Source organism: Ruminococcus sp. SR1/5, assembly GCF_000209835.1.
GTDB lineage: Bacteria > Bacillota > Clostridia > Lachnospirales > Lachnospiraceae > Blautia_A > Blautia_A fusiformis.
The window spans coordinates 1115647-1130295 of sequence record NC_021014.1; the positions used below are offsets into that span (position 1 = coordinate 1115647).

16 protein-coding genes are annotated in these 14649 nt (G+C 47.0%); 15 read left to right on the plus strand and 1 reads right to left on the minus strand.

Annotated features, from left to right (window positions below):
* The first annotated feature begins 166 nt into the window (after positions 1–166).
* From CK1_RS05695 to pflA, 7 genes are all read left to right on the plus strand, one after another.
* Positions 167–1135, plus strand: a complete 969-nt coding sequence (locus CK1_RS05695; RefSeq protein WP_015525336.1) for a phosphoheptose isomerase family protein — start codon at positions 167–169, stop codon at positions 1133–1135.
* A gap of 37 nt (positions 1136–1172) precedes the next feature.
* Positions 1173–2045: a PfkB family carbohydrate kinase gene (locus CK1_RS05700; protein ID WP_015525337.1), complete on the plus strand. Its 873-nt coding sequence runs from the start codon at positions 1173–1175 to the stop codon at positions 2043–2045.
* Positions 2045–2851: a basic amino acid ABC transporter substrate-binding protein gene (locus tag CK1_RS05705; RefSeq protein ID WP_015525338.1), complete on the plus strand. Its 807-nt coding sequence runs from the start codon at positions 2045–2047 to the stop codon at positions 2849–2851. The genes CK1_RS05700 and CK1_RS05705 overlap by 1 nt, the downstream gene beginning before the upstream one ends.
* Positions 2821–3546, plus strand: coding sequence for an amino acid ABC transporter permease (locus CK1_RS05710; RefSeq protein ID WP_353611128.1), 726 nt, complete (start codon positions 2821–2823; stop codon positions 3544–3546). Before CK1_RS05705 ends, CK1_RS05710 begins: the two co-directional genes overlap by 31 nt.
* The gene (locus CK1_RS05715) at positions 3539–4261 is read left to right on the plus strand and encodes an amino acid ABC transporter ATP-binding protein (RefSeq protein ID WP_178015933.1); all 723 of its coding nucleotides are present in this window, start codon (positions 3539–3541) and stop codon (positions 4259–4261) included. Before CK1_RS05710 ends, CK1_RS05715 begins: the two co-directional genes overlap by 8 nt.
* Before the next feature lie 1037 nt (positions 4262–5298).
* Entirely contained in the window at positions 5299–7560 is a 2262-nt protein-coding gene (gene pflB, locus CK1_RS05720) for a formate C-acetyltransferase (RefSeq protein WP_227589026.1), read from the plus strand.
* A gap of 8 nt (positions 7561–7568) precedes the next feature.
* Positions 7569–8318, plus strand: coding sequence for a pyruvate formate-lyase-activating protein (gene pflA, locus CK1_RS05725; protein WP_015525340.1), 750 nt, complete (start codon positions 7569–7571; stop codon positions 8316–8318).
* Positions 8319–8371: 53 nt separating this feature from the next.
* On the opposite strand, the gene CK1_RS05730 is transcribed toward pflA, so the two are convergent.
* Complete coding sequence (locus CK1_RS05730) at positions 8372–9112, minus strand: lysophospholipid acyltransferase family protein (RefSeq protein WP_015525341.1); 741 nt, start codon at positions 9110–9112, stop codon at positions 8372–8374.
* A 215-nt stretch (positions 9113–9327) separates the two neighbouring features.
* Between CK1_RS05730 and CK1_RS05735 the strand changes: the two genes are divergently transcribed.
* From CK1_RS05735 to CK1_RS05765, 8 genes are all read left to right on the plus strand, one after another.
* Positions 9328–9519, plus strand: coding sequence for a hypothetical protein (locus CK1_RS05735; protein WP_015525342.1), 192 nt, complete (start codon positions 9328–9330; stop codon positions 9517–9519).
* A gap of 50 nt (positions 9520–9569) precedes the next feature.
* On the plus strand, positions 9570–9698 hold the full coding sequence (locus CK1_RS05740; protein ID WP_306288785.1) for a hypothetical protein: 129 nt from the start codon (positions 9570–9572) through the stop codon (positions 9696–9698).
* A gap of 106 nt (positions 9699–9804) precedes the next feature.
* Positions 9805–10347, plus strand: a complete 543-nt coding sequence (locus CK1_RS05745) for a DUF3794 domain-containing protein (RefSeq protein ID WP_015525343.1) — start codon at positions 9805–9807, stop codon at positions 10345–10347.
* Positions 10348–10358: 11 nt separating this feature from the next.
* Positions 10359–11351, plus strand: a complete 993-nt coding sequence (locus CK1_RS05750) for a DUF3794 and LysM peptidoglycan-binding domain-containing protein (protein ID WP_015525344.1) — start codon at positions 10359–10361, stop codon at positions 11349–11351.
* 90 nt (positions 11352–11441) lie between these two features.
* The gene (gene ispE / locus CK1_RS05755) at positions 11442–12323 is read left to right on the plus strand and encodes a 4-(cytidine 5'-diphospho)-2-C-methyl-D-erythritol kinase (protein WP_015525345.1); all 882 of its coding nucleotides are present in this window, start codon (positions 11442–11444) and stop codon (positions 12321–12323) included.
* A complete protein-coding gene (locus CK1_RS05760; RefSeq protein WP_015525346.1) occupies positions 12313–12774 on the plus strand; it encodes a GntR family transcriptional regulator in 462 nt (153 codons plus the stop codon). The genes ispE and CK1_RS05760 overlap by 11 nt, the downstream gene beginning before the upstream one ends.
* Positions 12726–13013, plus strand: coding sequence for an FCD domain-containing protein (locus tag CK1_RS18060; RefSeq protein WP_353611129.1), 288 nt, complete (start codon positions 12726–12728; stop codon positions 13011–13013). Before CK1_RS05760 ends, CK1_RS18060 begins: the two co-directional genes overlap by 49 nt.
* 135 nt (positions 13014–13148) lie before the next feature.
* On the plus strand, positions 13149–14645 hold the full coding sequence (locus tag CK1_RS05765) for a spore germination protein (RefSeq protein WP_015525348.1): 1497 nt from the start codon (positions 13149–13151) through the stop codon (positions 14643–14645).
* Positions 14646–14649: the final 4 nt, after the last annotated feature.

Below are 14649 nucleotides of genomic sequence, written 5' to 3' on the forward strand. Positions count from 1 at the left end.
ATGAATATACTCTTTACTATAACGTTATAATATGTTATATTCTTCAAAAAGGTAAAATGCAAAAGTACAAGAAGGAGAAATTCATCTGAAAATCCGAAAAAAACCTGTATTTTCAATGGATTCAGAGGATTACCAGACGAATTTCCACGAAAACCGGAGGATGAAAATGGACGCAGTAAAAATCGTAAATAAGATCAACAAAGAGCATGGAACAATCAAAAATGTGTATTTTCTTGCATGCGGAGGATCTCTTGTGGATCTGTATCCGGGATATTATTTTGTCCGTGCGGAATCCGCAGTGATGGATGCACAGTGGATCCCTGCAAGAGAGTTTGCACTGACACCGCCGAAGAAGCTGGGAAAAGACAGTCTTCTGATCATCTGCTCCCACAGTGGCAAGACAAAGGAGTGTCTGGAGGCAGCAAAAACAGGAATGGATGCAGGTGCAGCTGTTGTTACAATGACACATGCGCCAGGTTCCCCATGTGATACCGATAAATGGATCTCCGTTGTATACGACTGGGCACCGGGGGTAAAGGAAGCAGAGAAGCCTCAGGGAATCGTACTTCGTATTCTTAATGAGCTGATGAAGGTACAGGAGCCGGGATATAAGCTTTACGATAAGATCGTGGAAGGCTTTGAAAAGATCGATGATGTTATTGCAGCTGCAGTGAAGGATCAGCAGAATGCAGCATGGCTTTTTGCAGAAAAATATTCAGAGGAACCGAACCTCTATATCATGGCATCGGGAGCCTCCTATTCTCAGGCATATGGCTTTGCGATCTGCTCACTTCAGGAAATGCAGTGGATGGACTGCGGTTATCTGAACAGTGCGGAATATTTCCACGGACCGTTTGAGGTAACGGATGAGGATCATCTTTATATCCTTATGATGAGCCGGGGCAGAAACCGTATGATGGATGAGCGTGTGCTGACTTTCCTTGAAAAATACGGAAAGAAATACGAAGTGATCGATGCAGATAAGCTTGGTATGGAAGCAATTGATGACAGCTGTGTGGAATATTTTACCCCGATGCTGTTCTACACCATGACGACCGTTTACCGTACCGCTCTCCAGGATAAACGCCGTCATCCGCTGGATATGAGAAGATATATGGGCGTTGTAGAGTACTAAAGGTGCTGCTGTGCCTGTGCACAGAGAAAGGGAAAATATGAGTAAATACAGTACAAAGCTTCTTGGCTTCGGAGACAATGTAGTGGATATCTATGATCATCTGAAAACCATGTATCCAGGCGGAAACTGCGTAAACGTCAGTGTTTACGGAAAGATGGCCGGATGTGAAAAAACAGCGTATATGGGATATTTCGGAGATGACGACAGAGCAGAACTGATCATGGATACACTGGAAAAAATCGGCGTGGAAACCGTAAAGTGCAGACAGCTGCACGGCGAGAACGGTTATTCCAGGATCACATTAAAAGACGGAGACCGTGAGTTCCTGGATTTTAATGATGGTGGTATCCGTGGAAAAACACCGTATATCCTTGATCGTTTTGATCTGGAATATATGAAAGGCTTTGATGTGGTACATAGCGGAAATTACTCTTTTACGGAGGAAGAGCTGCATAAGATCAAAGAGGCGGGAATTCCGGTTTCTTTTGACTTTTCTGATGATTCCACAGAGGAATATTATGAAAAAACAGCACCGGAGGTTACTTACGCATTTTGCTCCTTTGACGGAACCGACCAGGAGGCAGAAGAGCATCTGAAAAAGATCATCTCCATGGGGCCGAAGCTTGCCATGGCCTCCAGAGGAGCCAGGGGCTGCATTCTTTATGACGGAAGGAATTTTTACCGACAGCCGGCAGCGCCGCTTACGGAAGTAAAAGATACTCTTGGCGCCGGGGATTCACTGATCGCATCTTTCCTTACCGGGTATATCGGAAGAATGAAAAACGGCATGGCGGAGGAAACCGCGATCTGTGAAAGTCTTGAAGAGGCAGCTGCTTTTGCAGCGGGCATTTGTGGCATGGAAGGTGCTTTTGGCTACGGAAAAAATATGAATAGCAGGAGGGGAAAATAATGGGACGCAATGGAAAAAGCAGAGCTCTTATCTGTTTTGTACTGTGTATGATCATGGCTCTGCCGATATATTTCAGCAGTGCAGTGGCAGTAAAAGCGGCAGAACAGCAGACCATCATCATAGGAACGAACGCAGAGTATTCACCATTTGAATACCTGGATGATAATGGAAATATTACAGGTTTTGATTACGATCTTCTGGAGGCGATCGCCAAGGAAGAAAACGTAAAGCTGGTATGGAAGGATATGCCCTTTGATTCCCTGATGGGTTCCATGGAGGCTGGTGATGTACAGGTGATCGCAGCCGGGATCGGACCTACGGAGGACCGTAAAAAAAGCGTTGATTTTTCCGATGTTTATTACACCGGTACACAGTGCATCATCAGCCGTAAGGATAATCCGATCAAGGATTTTGAGGAGATGTCCGGAAAAACCGTTGCAGTTCTGGAGGGTGCACAGAGTGATATGATCGCATCCGGCGAGACTACTGATTACGGTGAAGTTAAGGATGCCAAAGTAAAAAGATTTAAAAACGCTTCCAGTGCAGTCATGGAGCTGAAAAACGGTGGAGCAGATGCAGTTCTGATCGACAATATCATGGCTGAGATTTACTGCAAACAGAACTCAGACCTGCAGTATGAGTCCGTGCCAAGTACAGCAGAGGATACGGTTTTCTGTATTGAAAAAGGAAACACAGAGCTTGTCCAGATCATCAATGACGGGCTTGCAAAAGTAAAAAATCCGGGGAATATGATGATCTTTATCAGAAGTATTTTGTGGATACACTTGAAAACAGCGAGGATGTGACAGATGTAGCAGCAACCGATGGTTTTCTGGGACTTTTAAGCTTTATTTTCCTTCAGGATAATCGTTGGAAGTTTTATATTAACGGTCTTGGGATTACGCTGATCGTTTCCCTTTTGTCAGTGATCGTAGGTATCCTGATCGGTCTTGTAGTGGCTCTGGTACGTCTTGGAGCTGCGAAAAAAGGCAGAAGAACCATTCTTTCCACGATCGCGGATATTTATGTTGATGTGATCCGTGGAACACCGTCAGTCCTTCAGCTGATGATCATCTATTTTGCAGTGTTCCACAGCAGGCTGGGATATGTGGCAGCAGTGGTCAGCTTCGGTATCAACAGCGGTGCATATGTTTCCGAGGTTATCCGCGGAGGTATTTTATCTGTAGACAAGGGCCAGAGCGAGGCTGGTCGTTCTCTGGGCCTTGGGTATAAAGATACCATGCGTTTCATTATCATTCCGCAGGCTGTAAAAACCATCCTTCCGGCAATGGGTAATGAGTTTATCCAGCTGATCAAAGAAACATCTATTTTAGGTTATGTAGGTATCATGGATCTGACAAAAGCGGCAAGCTATGTTTCTTCCCGTACTTATCAGATGTTCATACCGCTGATCGTTGCAGGTATCATGTACTATCTGATCGTGAAGTGCCTGAGCCTTCTGCTGAAGAGATTTGAAAGGAGACTGAGAGAAAGTGATTGATGTTAAAAATCTGAAAAAGTCCTTCGGGGATGTACACGTATTAAAGGGAATCACAACTCACGTAAACAAGGGTGAGTGTATCTGCATCATCGGTCCGTCCGGCTCCGGAAAATCTACATTTCTGCGATGTCTGAACCTTCTGGAAAAACCGGAGGAAGGCGAGATCACCGTAAACGGACAGCAGCTTCTGGATCCGAAGCTGGATGTAGATAAATTCAGGGAAAATGTGGGAATGGTTTTTCAGCATTTTAATCTGTTTCCAAATATGACAGTATTGAAAAATATCACCCTTGCGCCGGTGCGCCTTGGCAAATGGAATGTAGCGGAAGCTGATCAGAAGGCGAGGGCTCTTTTGAGAAGAGTCGGCCTTGAAGAAAAAGCCGATGTCTATCCAGGAAAGCTTTCAGGCGGACAGAAGCAGAGGGTTGCCATTGCCAGAGCCCTTGCAATGAATCCCCAGGTGCTTCTGTTCGACGAGCCGACATCAGCTCTTGATCCGGAGATGGTCGGAGAGGTTCTTGAGGTTATGAAGGAGCTTGCAAAAGAAGGCATGACCATGCTGGTGGTTACCCATGAGATGGGATTTGCAAGGGAGGTCAGCGACAGAGTGCTCTTTATGGATGATGGGGTGATTCTTGAGGATAGAAATCCGAAAGAACTGTTTGGGAATCCTCGAGAGGAAAGGACGAAGGAGTTTCTTTCCAAAGTATTGTAGGGTTTTTCGTGGAAAAGTTTTGCTTTGAAAAAGCGGGGAAATTCGTGGGGAGGGGAGGCACTCGGAGTTGCGAAGCCCGTTTCCCCTCCCCACACCCCACCCCTCCGGGCACGCCGCTGTGCTACGCCTTGGAGTGTGTTAATTTATCGGCTTAGTCCTGTATGCTGCTGTGTTGGCAGTGTCAGGCTGAGCCGATTTTTATTTCGTCGGACGGGAAAGCGGCCCGCGCAGCGGGCCTGTTCCCTGTTGTTAATGGGAGCGGGTTTATGCTAGTGATGTGACAACAGACGGGAGCAAGTGAGCGCCGGCAATACAGCAACAGGCGGAAGTAGGTCTATGCCAGTGATGCGACAACAGACGGGAGCAAGTGAGCGCCGGCAATACAGCAACAGGCAGAAGTAGGTCTATGCCAGTGATGCGACAGACGGGAGCAAGTGAGCGCCGTCAATACAGCGACAGGCAGGAGCAGGTCAGCACCAGCAATACAACAGGCAGGAGCAGATCAGCGCCAGCAATACAACAACCACCAGGAACAGGTCTGCTGCGCAGACCGCCTTCCGTCCGGCGGAAAAAAATCGGCTCAGCCTGACGCCACCAATACAGCAGCATACAGGCATTTGCCAATACACTACCCCATACCACAGCGCAGAACAGCGACGTGCCCGGAAAGGGGGAGCGCGAGGGGGAAAAGCGGGCTTCGTAACTCCGAGCGCCTTTCCCCCTCGCAAACCTGCCCACGCCAAAGTGTCCCCCAGAAAGGGAAAGAGCCCCACTGCCAAAGTGTCCCCCCTGGAAAGGAAAAGCCCTCCGCCAGGAGCGTCCGTCAGACGCCCGACATTGTACAATATCTGGTACAATTTTCTCATTATTTTTATCAATAATACAATTACATGTATATTATAAAGAACATACTTCCAAGCTGTTGACTTTAAATTCGGAATCTGTTATCTTATGGTCGTCATGAGAAATGTTATATATTACTAACTGCGCGGGCAGTGAACGAAATATTGAGACAACAGGAAAGGATGTGTAACAAATTGGCAAAAGTTGATTTTGAACAGTGGAATGGTTTTAAGGGTGATCGTTGGAAAGAGAAGATCGATGTTCGTAATTTCATCAGTATGAACTATACACCATATGATGGAGATGCTTCCTTCCTGGAAGCACCAACAGAGGCAACAGATAAACTCTGGGGCAAGCTTCAGGAGCTTCAGAAAGAAGAGCGTGCTAAAGGCGGCGTTCTTGATATGGAGACAGAGGTAGTAACAGGAATTACAGCATACGGTCCTGGATATATCGATGAGGAACTCAAAGACCTGGAGCAGGTTGTAGGTCTTCAGACAGACAAACCTCTGAAACGTGCTTTCATGCCATACGGCGGAATTAAAATGGCAGAGCAGGCATGTGAGACTTACGGATACCATGTAAGCGACAAGATCAAAGATGTTTTCAACAACTATGAGTTCAAAACACACAACCAGGGTGTATTCGATATCTACACACCGGAGATGAAGAGAGCACGTCACAACAAGATCCTTACAGGACTTCCGGATACTTACGGACGTGGACGTATCGTAGGTGATTACAGACGAGTTGCTCTTTACGGAATTGATTATCTGATCGCAGGTAAAGAGAAAGACTTCGCAGCATGCGACCGTCAGGGTATGAGACGTTATGACTTCCAGCTTCGTGAGGAGATCGCAGATCAGATCCGTGCTCTGAAGAAGATGAAAGAAATGGCTCAGATCTATGGCTTTGATATTTCCCAGCCGGCTAAGAATGCAAAGGAAGCATTCCAGTGGCTGTACTTTGGATATCTTGCAGCGATCAAAACTCAGAACGGAGCTGCAATGAGTGTTGGACGTATCTCCACATTCCTTGATATCTATATTGAGAGAGACCTTGAGAACGGAACTCTTACAGAGAAAGAGGCACAGGAGCTTGTTGACCATATCGTAATGAAATTCCGTATGGTTAAATTCGCTCGTATCCCGTCTTACAACCAGCTCTTCTCCGGTGACCCGGTATGGGCAACTCTGGAAGTAGCAGGTATGGGACAGGACGGACGTTCCATGGTAACAAAGAACGACTATCGTTTCCTTCATACACTTGAGGATATGGGACCGGCTCCGGAGCCGAACCTTACAGTTCTCTACTCTTCAAGACTGCCTGAGAACTTCAAGAAATATGCAGCAGACATCTCTGTTACAACAAGTTCCATCCAGTATGAGAACGATGATGTTATGCGTCCGGTATGGGGCGATGACTATAGCATCTGCTGCTGTGTATCTGCTACAGAGACAGGTAAAGAGATGCAGTTCTTCGGTGCTCGTGCAAACCTTGCAAAATGCCTTCTTTACGCGATCAACGGTGGTGTTGATGAGAAGACAAAACAGCAGGTAGGACCGCAGTATCAGCCGATCACTTCCGAGTACCTTGATTATGACGAAGTAATCGCAAAATATGATCAGATGATGGACTGGCTTGCACATCTGTATGTTGGAACACTGAACATGATCCACTACATGCATGATAAATACTACTATGAGGCAGCTGAGATGGCACTTATCGATACAAAGGTTGACCGTTCCTTCGCAACAGGTATCGCCGGATTCTCACACGTAGTAGATTCCCTTTCCGCTATCAAATATGCAAAAGTAAAAGCAATCCGTGACGAGGACGGAATCACAACAGACTTCCAGGTTGAGGGTGACTTCCCACGTTATGGTAACGATGATGACAGAGCAGACGAGATCGCAACAACTCTGCTTTCCACATTCCTTGAGAAGCTGAAACACATCCATACCTATCGTGATTCCAAGCCAACCACATCCATCCTTACCATCACATCCAACGTTGTTTATGGTAAAGCTACAGGATCTCTTCCGGACGGAAGAAAAGCCGGCGAGCCTCTGGCACCGGGAGCAAACCCGTCTTACGGCGCAGAGCAGAACGGACTTCTTGCTTCCCTGAACTCTGTTGCAAAGCTTGACTATGAGGATGCCCTTGACGGAATCTCCAATACTCAGACGATCAACCCGGATGCACTTGGCCATTCTGAGGAAGAGCGTACAGAGAATCTTGTAAATGTACTTGACGGATACTTTGACCGTGGTGCACATCACCTCAATGTAAACGTATTCGGTAAAGAGAAACTTATCGATGCTATGGAGCATCCGGAAAAAGAGGAGTATGCAAACTTCACGATCCGTGTTTCCGGATACGCTGTTAAGTTCATCGACCTTACAAGAGAGCAGCAGCTTGACGTTATCGCAAGAACCTGCCACGAAAGGATGTAATAAAAAATATGGACGACCAGAAAAAAATCACTGGCTACGTCCACTCACTGGAGAGCTTCGGCTCTGTTGACGGACCAGGAGTCCGGTATGTGATCTTTTTGAGCGGCTGCGCCATGCGCTGTCAGTTCTGCCACAATCCGGACACCTGGCAAATGAAAACAGGGACGGAGTACACAGCAGATGAGCTGCTTGAAAAAGCCTGTCGATACCGCTCTTACTGGGGAAGTAAGGGCGGTATTACTGTGAGTGGAGGCGAGCCACTGTTACAGATCGATTTCCTCACTGAGCTGTTCAGAAAAGCAAAAAAACTTGGAATCCACACAACACTTGATACCAGCGGCAACCCTTACACAGAAGAGGGTCCGTGGTATGAAAAATGGGAAGAGCTGATGAAGTACACAGATCTTGTCATGCTGGATATCAAGCACATTGATGAGGAACAGCATAAGATCCTCACAGGATGTACCAATAAAAATATCCTTGCCATGGCCCGGAAGCTTTCCGATATGGGCGTATCCATGTGGATCCGTCACGTACTGGTTCCAGAACGCAATGACCGGGATGACTATCTCCACCGGCTGGCTGACTTTATTGCAACACTGAAGACAGTTGAGAGAGTGGAGGTTCTTCCATATCACACACTCGGAACCTTTAAATGGGAAAATCTGCATATTGATTATCCGCTGAAGGGAATCAATCCGCCAACGAAAGAACGTATCGAAAATGCGGAAAAAATCCTGGGAGCAGGTACACAGTAATAAAAAACCATATCTTATGTCGAAAAACAGACATAGATATGGTTTTTTGATGTTCACACCAGTTCTTTGTTTTTGATCAGCATTTCTTTGATGATATCCTGTGTATAGGAACCTAAGCGGCGCTGAGTATCCCGGTCAAGCTCTGAAGGAATGATAGGCTTGCCATATTCGATCACTACGTGTGTAGGTGTCATCTTCGGGAAATTGGCCTCCCAGATATTGGCAGAGTTGCTGATCGCAATAGGAATGATCGGGCTTTTGGCTCTGGCTGCGATCTTGAAGCTGCCATCATGGAAAGGTAGCATTTCTGTTTCATCAGCATTCTTATTTCTGGTTCCTTCCGGGAAGATACATACGGAAATGCCGGATTTCACATAGTCTGCGGCCTGAAGGATCGTTTTCAGACCCTGCTTGATATCCTCTCTGTCGAGAAAGAGACAGTAGAGATTGCGCATCCAGTTGGAGAGCAGCGGATAATGCTCCATTTCCTTCTTGGCAACATAGCCGGTGCGGATCGGACAGCGGCTGTAGGTGAGCAGGATGTCGAAATAGCTCCGGTGGTTTGCTACATAGAGAACAGCCTGATCCTTTGGAACGTTTTCTTCGCCGATGACGGTGACTTTGGCGCCTGTGATCCACAGGATGAATTTGAATATGGCCTGTACCATGCGCAGAGAGCTGATATCCTTAGTCATGGGAGAAAATTTCCCGATGATCCATTCTACAAGGAGAACCGGAATGGTCAGCACCAGATAGGCGATCACCACGATACAGACAAGTATGAATCGAATCATGTCTTTTGTCCTTTCTGTTATAGATACTTGCGGAGAGTTCCGCAGTAAGATGGTATTTTTATATTATACGAAGAAAATCCGATAGTTGCAATAAATCTTTCCCTGCTCACATAGAATAAATACTGAATAATGGTTACTGTTTACTGGTGATCTTCCGCAAAGCGTGTTACTGAGAACGGAGTGAACAGTAACGAATCATGCAGGTGGCTTATATTATGAAAAAAGCAGTATTTCTGCGGATCGTGCTGACAGCTGCCGTGCTGGCACTGCTGCTTTCCGGGTGTCGATTTGTCCGGGTGGAGGAAGAAGAACGAAAACCTGTAGATTACATCGTTGTGGAATGCCGGGATATCCCGGAGGAGCTTTCCAGGCTTATGGAAGAAAAAAGGAAAAGGAATTTCAGCTGAGTTATGAAACCGGAGAGGATCTTTACCTGGCCAAAGGGTACGGGCGGCAGATGAGTGGCGGATACAGCATCCAGGTAGAGGAGCTTGGAGAATCCTCGAATGGGATATTTTTGTTACAAAACTTCTTGGACCGGAGGATCTTAAGGAGGCAGGAGTTCCGTCCTATCCCTGCATTGTGATAAAAACCCGGAAACAGGAAAAGCCGGTAACGTTCCGGGAAAGCAGCAGTCCGGTGAAAAAAGAGTCGGAGAAAGGGGAATAGACTGTGGAATTAAAAAAGAAAGCATGCAGATATTAAAGGAAAAAAGCAGGGCAAAAAGTCAGATCACTTTTGATGAGGATTTTAATGTACCGGATGCAAAACCGGATGCAGGAAGACTGATCCAGAATAAGGGCAGGATCATTATGGATGATGTCCGTCTTACTGACGGGAAAGGTATTCTTACGGGAAATCTGCAGGTAGATATCCTTTATGTGGGGGAAGAAAGAGGGATCGTCAGCAGTCTTACTGCAAAACTTCCATTTGAGGAAACCTTGAACCTGAAGGATATCATAAACGGGGATAAAATGTGTCTGAAGTGGGAAATTGAAGATCTTACGATCCGCCTGATCCATTCCAGAAAGCTTAATATCAAAGCTTTGGTAACTTTTTGTGCGACTGTGGATGAAACAGAACAGATCCGCCTGCCGGTGGTGCTGGATGCAGAAGAGGTATCCGTCAGAAAAAAACAGTCCGTTTTCTGGGACTTACCGTACATAAAAAAGATACACTCCGGATCAAGGATGAGTATACCATTGCCTCCAATCGTCCGGATATCGCCAGCCTGATCTGGTATACTATGGATGTACGGGGGCTGGATCTGAAGCCGGAGGAAAATGTGGTAAAGGCAAGAGGAGAGCTGTCCGTTTTTGTGCTGTACGGAGCTGAAGATACAGAAGCCCCGGTGCAGTGGCTGGAATATTCGCTGCCTTTTTCCGGAGAAGTGGAATGTCCGGACTGCACGGAGGAACTGATCCCGCTGATCGAAGCTTCGGTGATGCATCAGAGTCTGGAGGCCAAACCGGATGTCGATGGGGAAGAACGGATCCTTGTTTCGGATGTTGTGCTGGAGCTGGATATGAAATTTTTCAGGGAAGAGGAATATGATCTCATTACCGATGTGTATACACCGATCCGTGAATGTGTTCCGGAAGGAAAGAATGAGGTACTGGAACGGCTTCTGGTACGTAATTTTTCCAGATGCAGGATCAGTGACAGGATCCAGGTAAAGGAGACTCAGGGAAAAGTCCTCCAGCTGTGTCACAGTCAGGGAAAAGTGAAGATCGATAAGACCAGGATCGTAGAGAACGGTGTGCAGGCAGATGGCGTGGTCATGCTGAAGATCCTGTACATTATTGGAAATGATGATATGCCGTTTTATTCCATGGAGGCAATGATACCGTTTTCCCATATGGTGGAAGCAAGAGGGATCCGACAGGACAGCTGTTATCAGTTAAAAGCAAAGCTGGAGCAGCTTTCCGCAGCCATGGCAGATGGAAATGAGATCGAGATCCGGGCAACTGTAGGACTGGAGCTTCTGGCAGTTGCCAGAGAACCGGTATTTATCATTGAGAAAGTAGAGGAAAAACCACTGGATATGAAAAAACTCCAGGCTATGCCGGGAATCCTGGTTTATATGGTAAAACCGGGAGATGAATTGTGGGATATCGCAAGGAAATATCACACATCTATCCAAGAGATCCGGACGATCAATGCTCTCAAGGAAAATCAGGAACCCTCTCCGGGAACTCCGCTTCTTGTTGTGAAAAAAGTGGAAGGTCAGATCAAATAAAAAGTGGAATATTTTGCTGTTGAAAAGAATGTAAAAATCATATAAAATACATGTATAAATACTGTATACAAAGTACAAATGGAGGGGCTTATGCGTTTAAAAGCAATGGCAAAGATCAATCTCGGACTTGATGTTCTGGGAAAGAGAGAGGACGGTTATCATGAGGTACGCATGATCATGCAGACCATCCGTATGTATGATATCCTGGATATCAGAAAGACCAGACGGCCGGGGATCGTACTGACGACCAATCTTCCGTTTATTCCTACAGACCAGAGAAATCTTGTATATAAGGCAGCACAGATGCTGATGGAGGAGTTCGATGTTGAAGAGGGACTTTCCATCAAGCTTCGTAAATTTATCCCGGTGGCAGCAGGCATGGCAGGAGGCAGCTCCGATGCAGCGGCCGCATTTGTGGGTGTGAACCGGATGTTCCATTTAGGGCTTACCGAAGAACAGCTGATGGAACGTGCAGTAAAGGTCGGAGCAGATGTTCCGTATTGTATCATGCGGGGAACAGCTCTTGCGGAGGGAATCGGAGAGAAGCTGACCAGACTTCCGGAAGTTCCGAAATGTTATGTTCTGATAGGAAAACCGGGAATCAATGTTTCCACAAAAACAGCCTATGAGAATCTGAATCTGGAAGGGATCGGAAAACATCCGGACATCGATGGACTCATCGGAGCTATCAGAAATAATGATCTGTATGCCATGGCATCCAGAATGGAGAATGTATTTGAACCGGGGATCATCCGACAGTATCCTGTGATCGGCAATATCAAGAACCTTATGGAAGAAAAAGGTGCGCTGAAAGCCGTGATGAGCGGAAGCGGTCCTACTGTGTTTGGAATCTTTGATAATAGGGATAAGATGGCCGCGGCAGCCAGAAGCCTCAGAAAGAGCGGGCTTGCAAAGACTGTATTTGCCACGGATATTTACAATAGAGATGGAGGAGTTACAAATGACAAGTGATTTTTCTGTGGATATGAATGAATATCTGCCGCTTCGGGATGTTGTTTTTAACACCTTGCGGCAGGCAATCCTGAAGGGAGAGCTGAAGCCGGGCGAAAGACTTCTGGAGATCGCCCTTGCAGAGCGTCTTGGCGTGAGCAGAACACCGGTGCGTGAGGCTATGCGCAAGCTGGAGCAGGAAGGTCTTGTAGTGATGATCCCACGCAGAGGTGCACAGGTAGCCAGCATCACAGAAAAGGATCTGAACGATGTTCTGGAGGTGCGTATCGCCCTCGAAAATGTTGCCATAGAAAAAGCGTGCAAGCTGATCACAGAGGATGAGCTGGGAAGGCTCTGGGTGGCAGCCAAGGAATTTGAAAAACAAAAGCAGAGGGAAATCTGGTCCGTCTGGCGGAAACCGATGTGGCTTTCCACGAGATCATATATCAGGCTTCTGATAATAAGCGTCTGAATCAGGTCCTGAATAATCTCCGTGAGCAGATGTATCGCTATCGTGTAGAGTATCTGAAGGAGGAGCAGACAAGAAATCTTCTGGTCAGTGAGCATGAAGAACTGGTAAAAGCCATCCGTGAAGGAGATGTGCAAAAGGCGCAGGATATTTCTTTCCATCATCTGGAGAATCAACGAAAAGCGATCATCCGTACTATCCGCGCGGAGAATGAGGCCAAAGAGGCCGAGAAAAAAGAATAAGAACCGGATATGCGGGAATATTAAGAGAGATGTCATTGGGGCATCTCTTTTTTTAAGCGAATCAAGTAAGTCCCCTGTTTCAATTGCGAAAAGCAATAAGCAGTGGGGGAACTTGCTGTAAAGGATGGTGACTTTATGGAAACAAGGAAGATATCGATATCTCTTCATGAAAATGAATCGTATATCCGGAAACGGTGTGAAAACTGCGATGATATCCTGATCAGGCCCATGCGCCTTGGTGAGGGACATAAGGCGGACTGTCTGATGGTCTATATTGAGGTTGCGGTTTCAAACATGATGCTGGATGATTCTGCTATCGGAAAAATGATCAATCATTTCTGGGAGATCCCGGAGGAAAAGATCCGGGAATTTATCCGCCGAAACAGTCTTGGAATTGCAGATGTGAAGGAGCTGTCTTCCATGGAGGAGGTATTTGGTGCCATTCTTTCGGGAAATGCAGTTTTCTTTCTGGATGGATACGACAAAGCAATGAAAATTTCCAGTAAAGGATATCCGGGGCTGGCTGTATCAGAGGTGAAAACGGAAAAGGTCCTCAGAGGCTCCAAGGAGGGGTTCTGTGACAGTGTAAAAACCAATGCGGCCCTTGTGAGAAAGCGGATCCGGGATACCAGGCTGAAGGTGGAGCAGAGCAGCATCGGTGTACGCTCTAATACGGTGGTACAGCTTCTTTATGTGGAGGATCTGGTCCATGAGGAGCTTCTGACTGCTGTGAAAGAGCGCCTGGAATCTTTTGCAGTGGACGGGATCCTGGACAGCGGGATGCTGGAACAGCTGACAGAAGAAGCATGGTATTCTCCCTTTCCTCAGTTTCAGACAACGGAGCGGCCGGACCGGGCTGCCCAGGAGCTGCTGAATGGAAAAGCAGTTCTGCTCTGCGACAATTCGCCGGTGGCACTGGTGGTTCCCGGAGCATTCAACAGTTTTATGGAAAGCAGTGAAGACTGGTACAACCGTTTTGAGATGGCATCCTTCCTGCGGGTGCTCCGGTATCTGGCCATGGCTGTGGCAACGCTGCTCCCCGGACTTTATCTGGCTGTGATCCGGTTTCATACACAGATCCTTCCGGCGAATCTGATCCTTTCCTTTGCACAGGCAAGAGAGGGCGTTCCATTTTCCAGTGTAGTGGAGCTGGTGTTCCTGGAACTGTCTTTTGAGTTGATACGGGAGGCTGGTGTGCGGATCCCGGGAGCTCTTGGAAATGCCATTGGGATCGTAGGAGGACTGATCATCGGACAGGCTGCGGTGGAGGCCAATCTTGTCAGCCCGGTGGTAGTGATCATCGTGGCACTGACAGCACTGGGATCACTGGCTATACCTAATGAGGAATTTGCTTCTGCATTCCGGCTTCTGAAGTACGCTTTTCTGTTTCTGGGAGGATTTCTAGGTATATTCGGAATCGTGTTGGGACTGTATCTCACCATGGCGCATCTGGCAGGACTTTTAAGCTTCGGTGTCCCATATCTGGTACCTTTTGTAGAGAAGAACAGTGAGGCGGAAACCGGTGGAAGGATTTTGCGACAGCCCTTCCGGAAGCGGAAATTCCGGCCGCTGTATGCCAGAAATGCCCAGAAACGCAGGCTTTGGACAAGGCCATGGAGCCGGAAAGGATAAAGGT

Excerpts from the sequence above, each read along its gene's own strand:
- CK1_RS05750 (WP_015525344.1), top strand. The coding sequence starts at position 10,359 with ATGGATGTACGGGGGCTGGATCTGAAGCCGGAGGAAAATGTGGTAAAG.
- CK1_RS05745 (WP_015525343.1), top strand. The coding sequence starts at position 9,805 with ATGCAGATATTAAAGGAAAAAAGCAGGGCAAAAAGTCAGATCACTTTT.
- CK1_RS05740 (WP_306288785.1), top strand. The coding sequence starts at position 9,570 with ATGAGTGGCGGATACAGCATCCAGGTAGAGGAGCTTGGAGAATCCTCG.
- CK1_RS05760 (WP_015525346.1), top strand. The coding sequence starts at position 12,313 with ATGACAAGTGATTTTTCTGTGGATATGAATGAATATCTGCCGCTTCGG.
- pflA (WP_015525340.1), top strand. The coding sequence starts at position 7,569 with ATGGACGACCAGAAAAAAATCACTGGCTACGTCCACTCACTGGAGAGC.
- CK1_RS05765 (WP_015525348.1), top strand. The coding sequence starts at position 13,149 with ATGGAAACAAGGAAGATATCGATATCTCTTCATGAAAATGAATCGTAT.
- CK1_RS05700 (WP_015525337.1), top strand. The coding sequence starts at position 1,173 with ATGAGTAAATACAGTACAAAGCTTCTTGGCTTCGGAGACAATGTAGTG.
- ispE (WP_015525345.1), top strand. The coding sequence starts at position 11,442 with ATGCGTTTAAAAGCAATGGCAAAGATCAATCTCGGACTTGATGTTCTG.
- CK1_RS05730 (WP_015525341.1), bottom strand. The coding sequence starts at position 9,112 with ATGATTCGATTCATACTTGTCTGTATCGTGGTGATCGCCTATCTGGTG.
- CK1_RS05735 (WP_015525342.1), top strand. The coding sequence starts at position 9,328 with ATGAAAAAAGCAGTATTTCTGCGGATCGTGCTGACAGCTGCCGTGCTG.
- CK1_RS05695 (WP_015525336.1), top strand. The coding sequence starts at position 167 with ATGGACGCAGTAAAAATCGTAAATAAGATCAACAAAGAGCATGGAACA.
- CK1_RS05705 (WP_015525338.1), top strand. The coding sequence starts at position 2,045 with ATGGGACGCAATGGAAAAAGCAGAGCTCTTATCTGTTTTGTACTGTGT.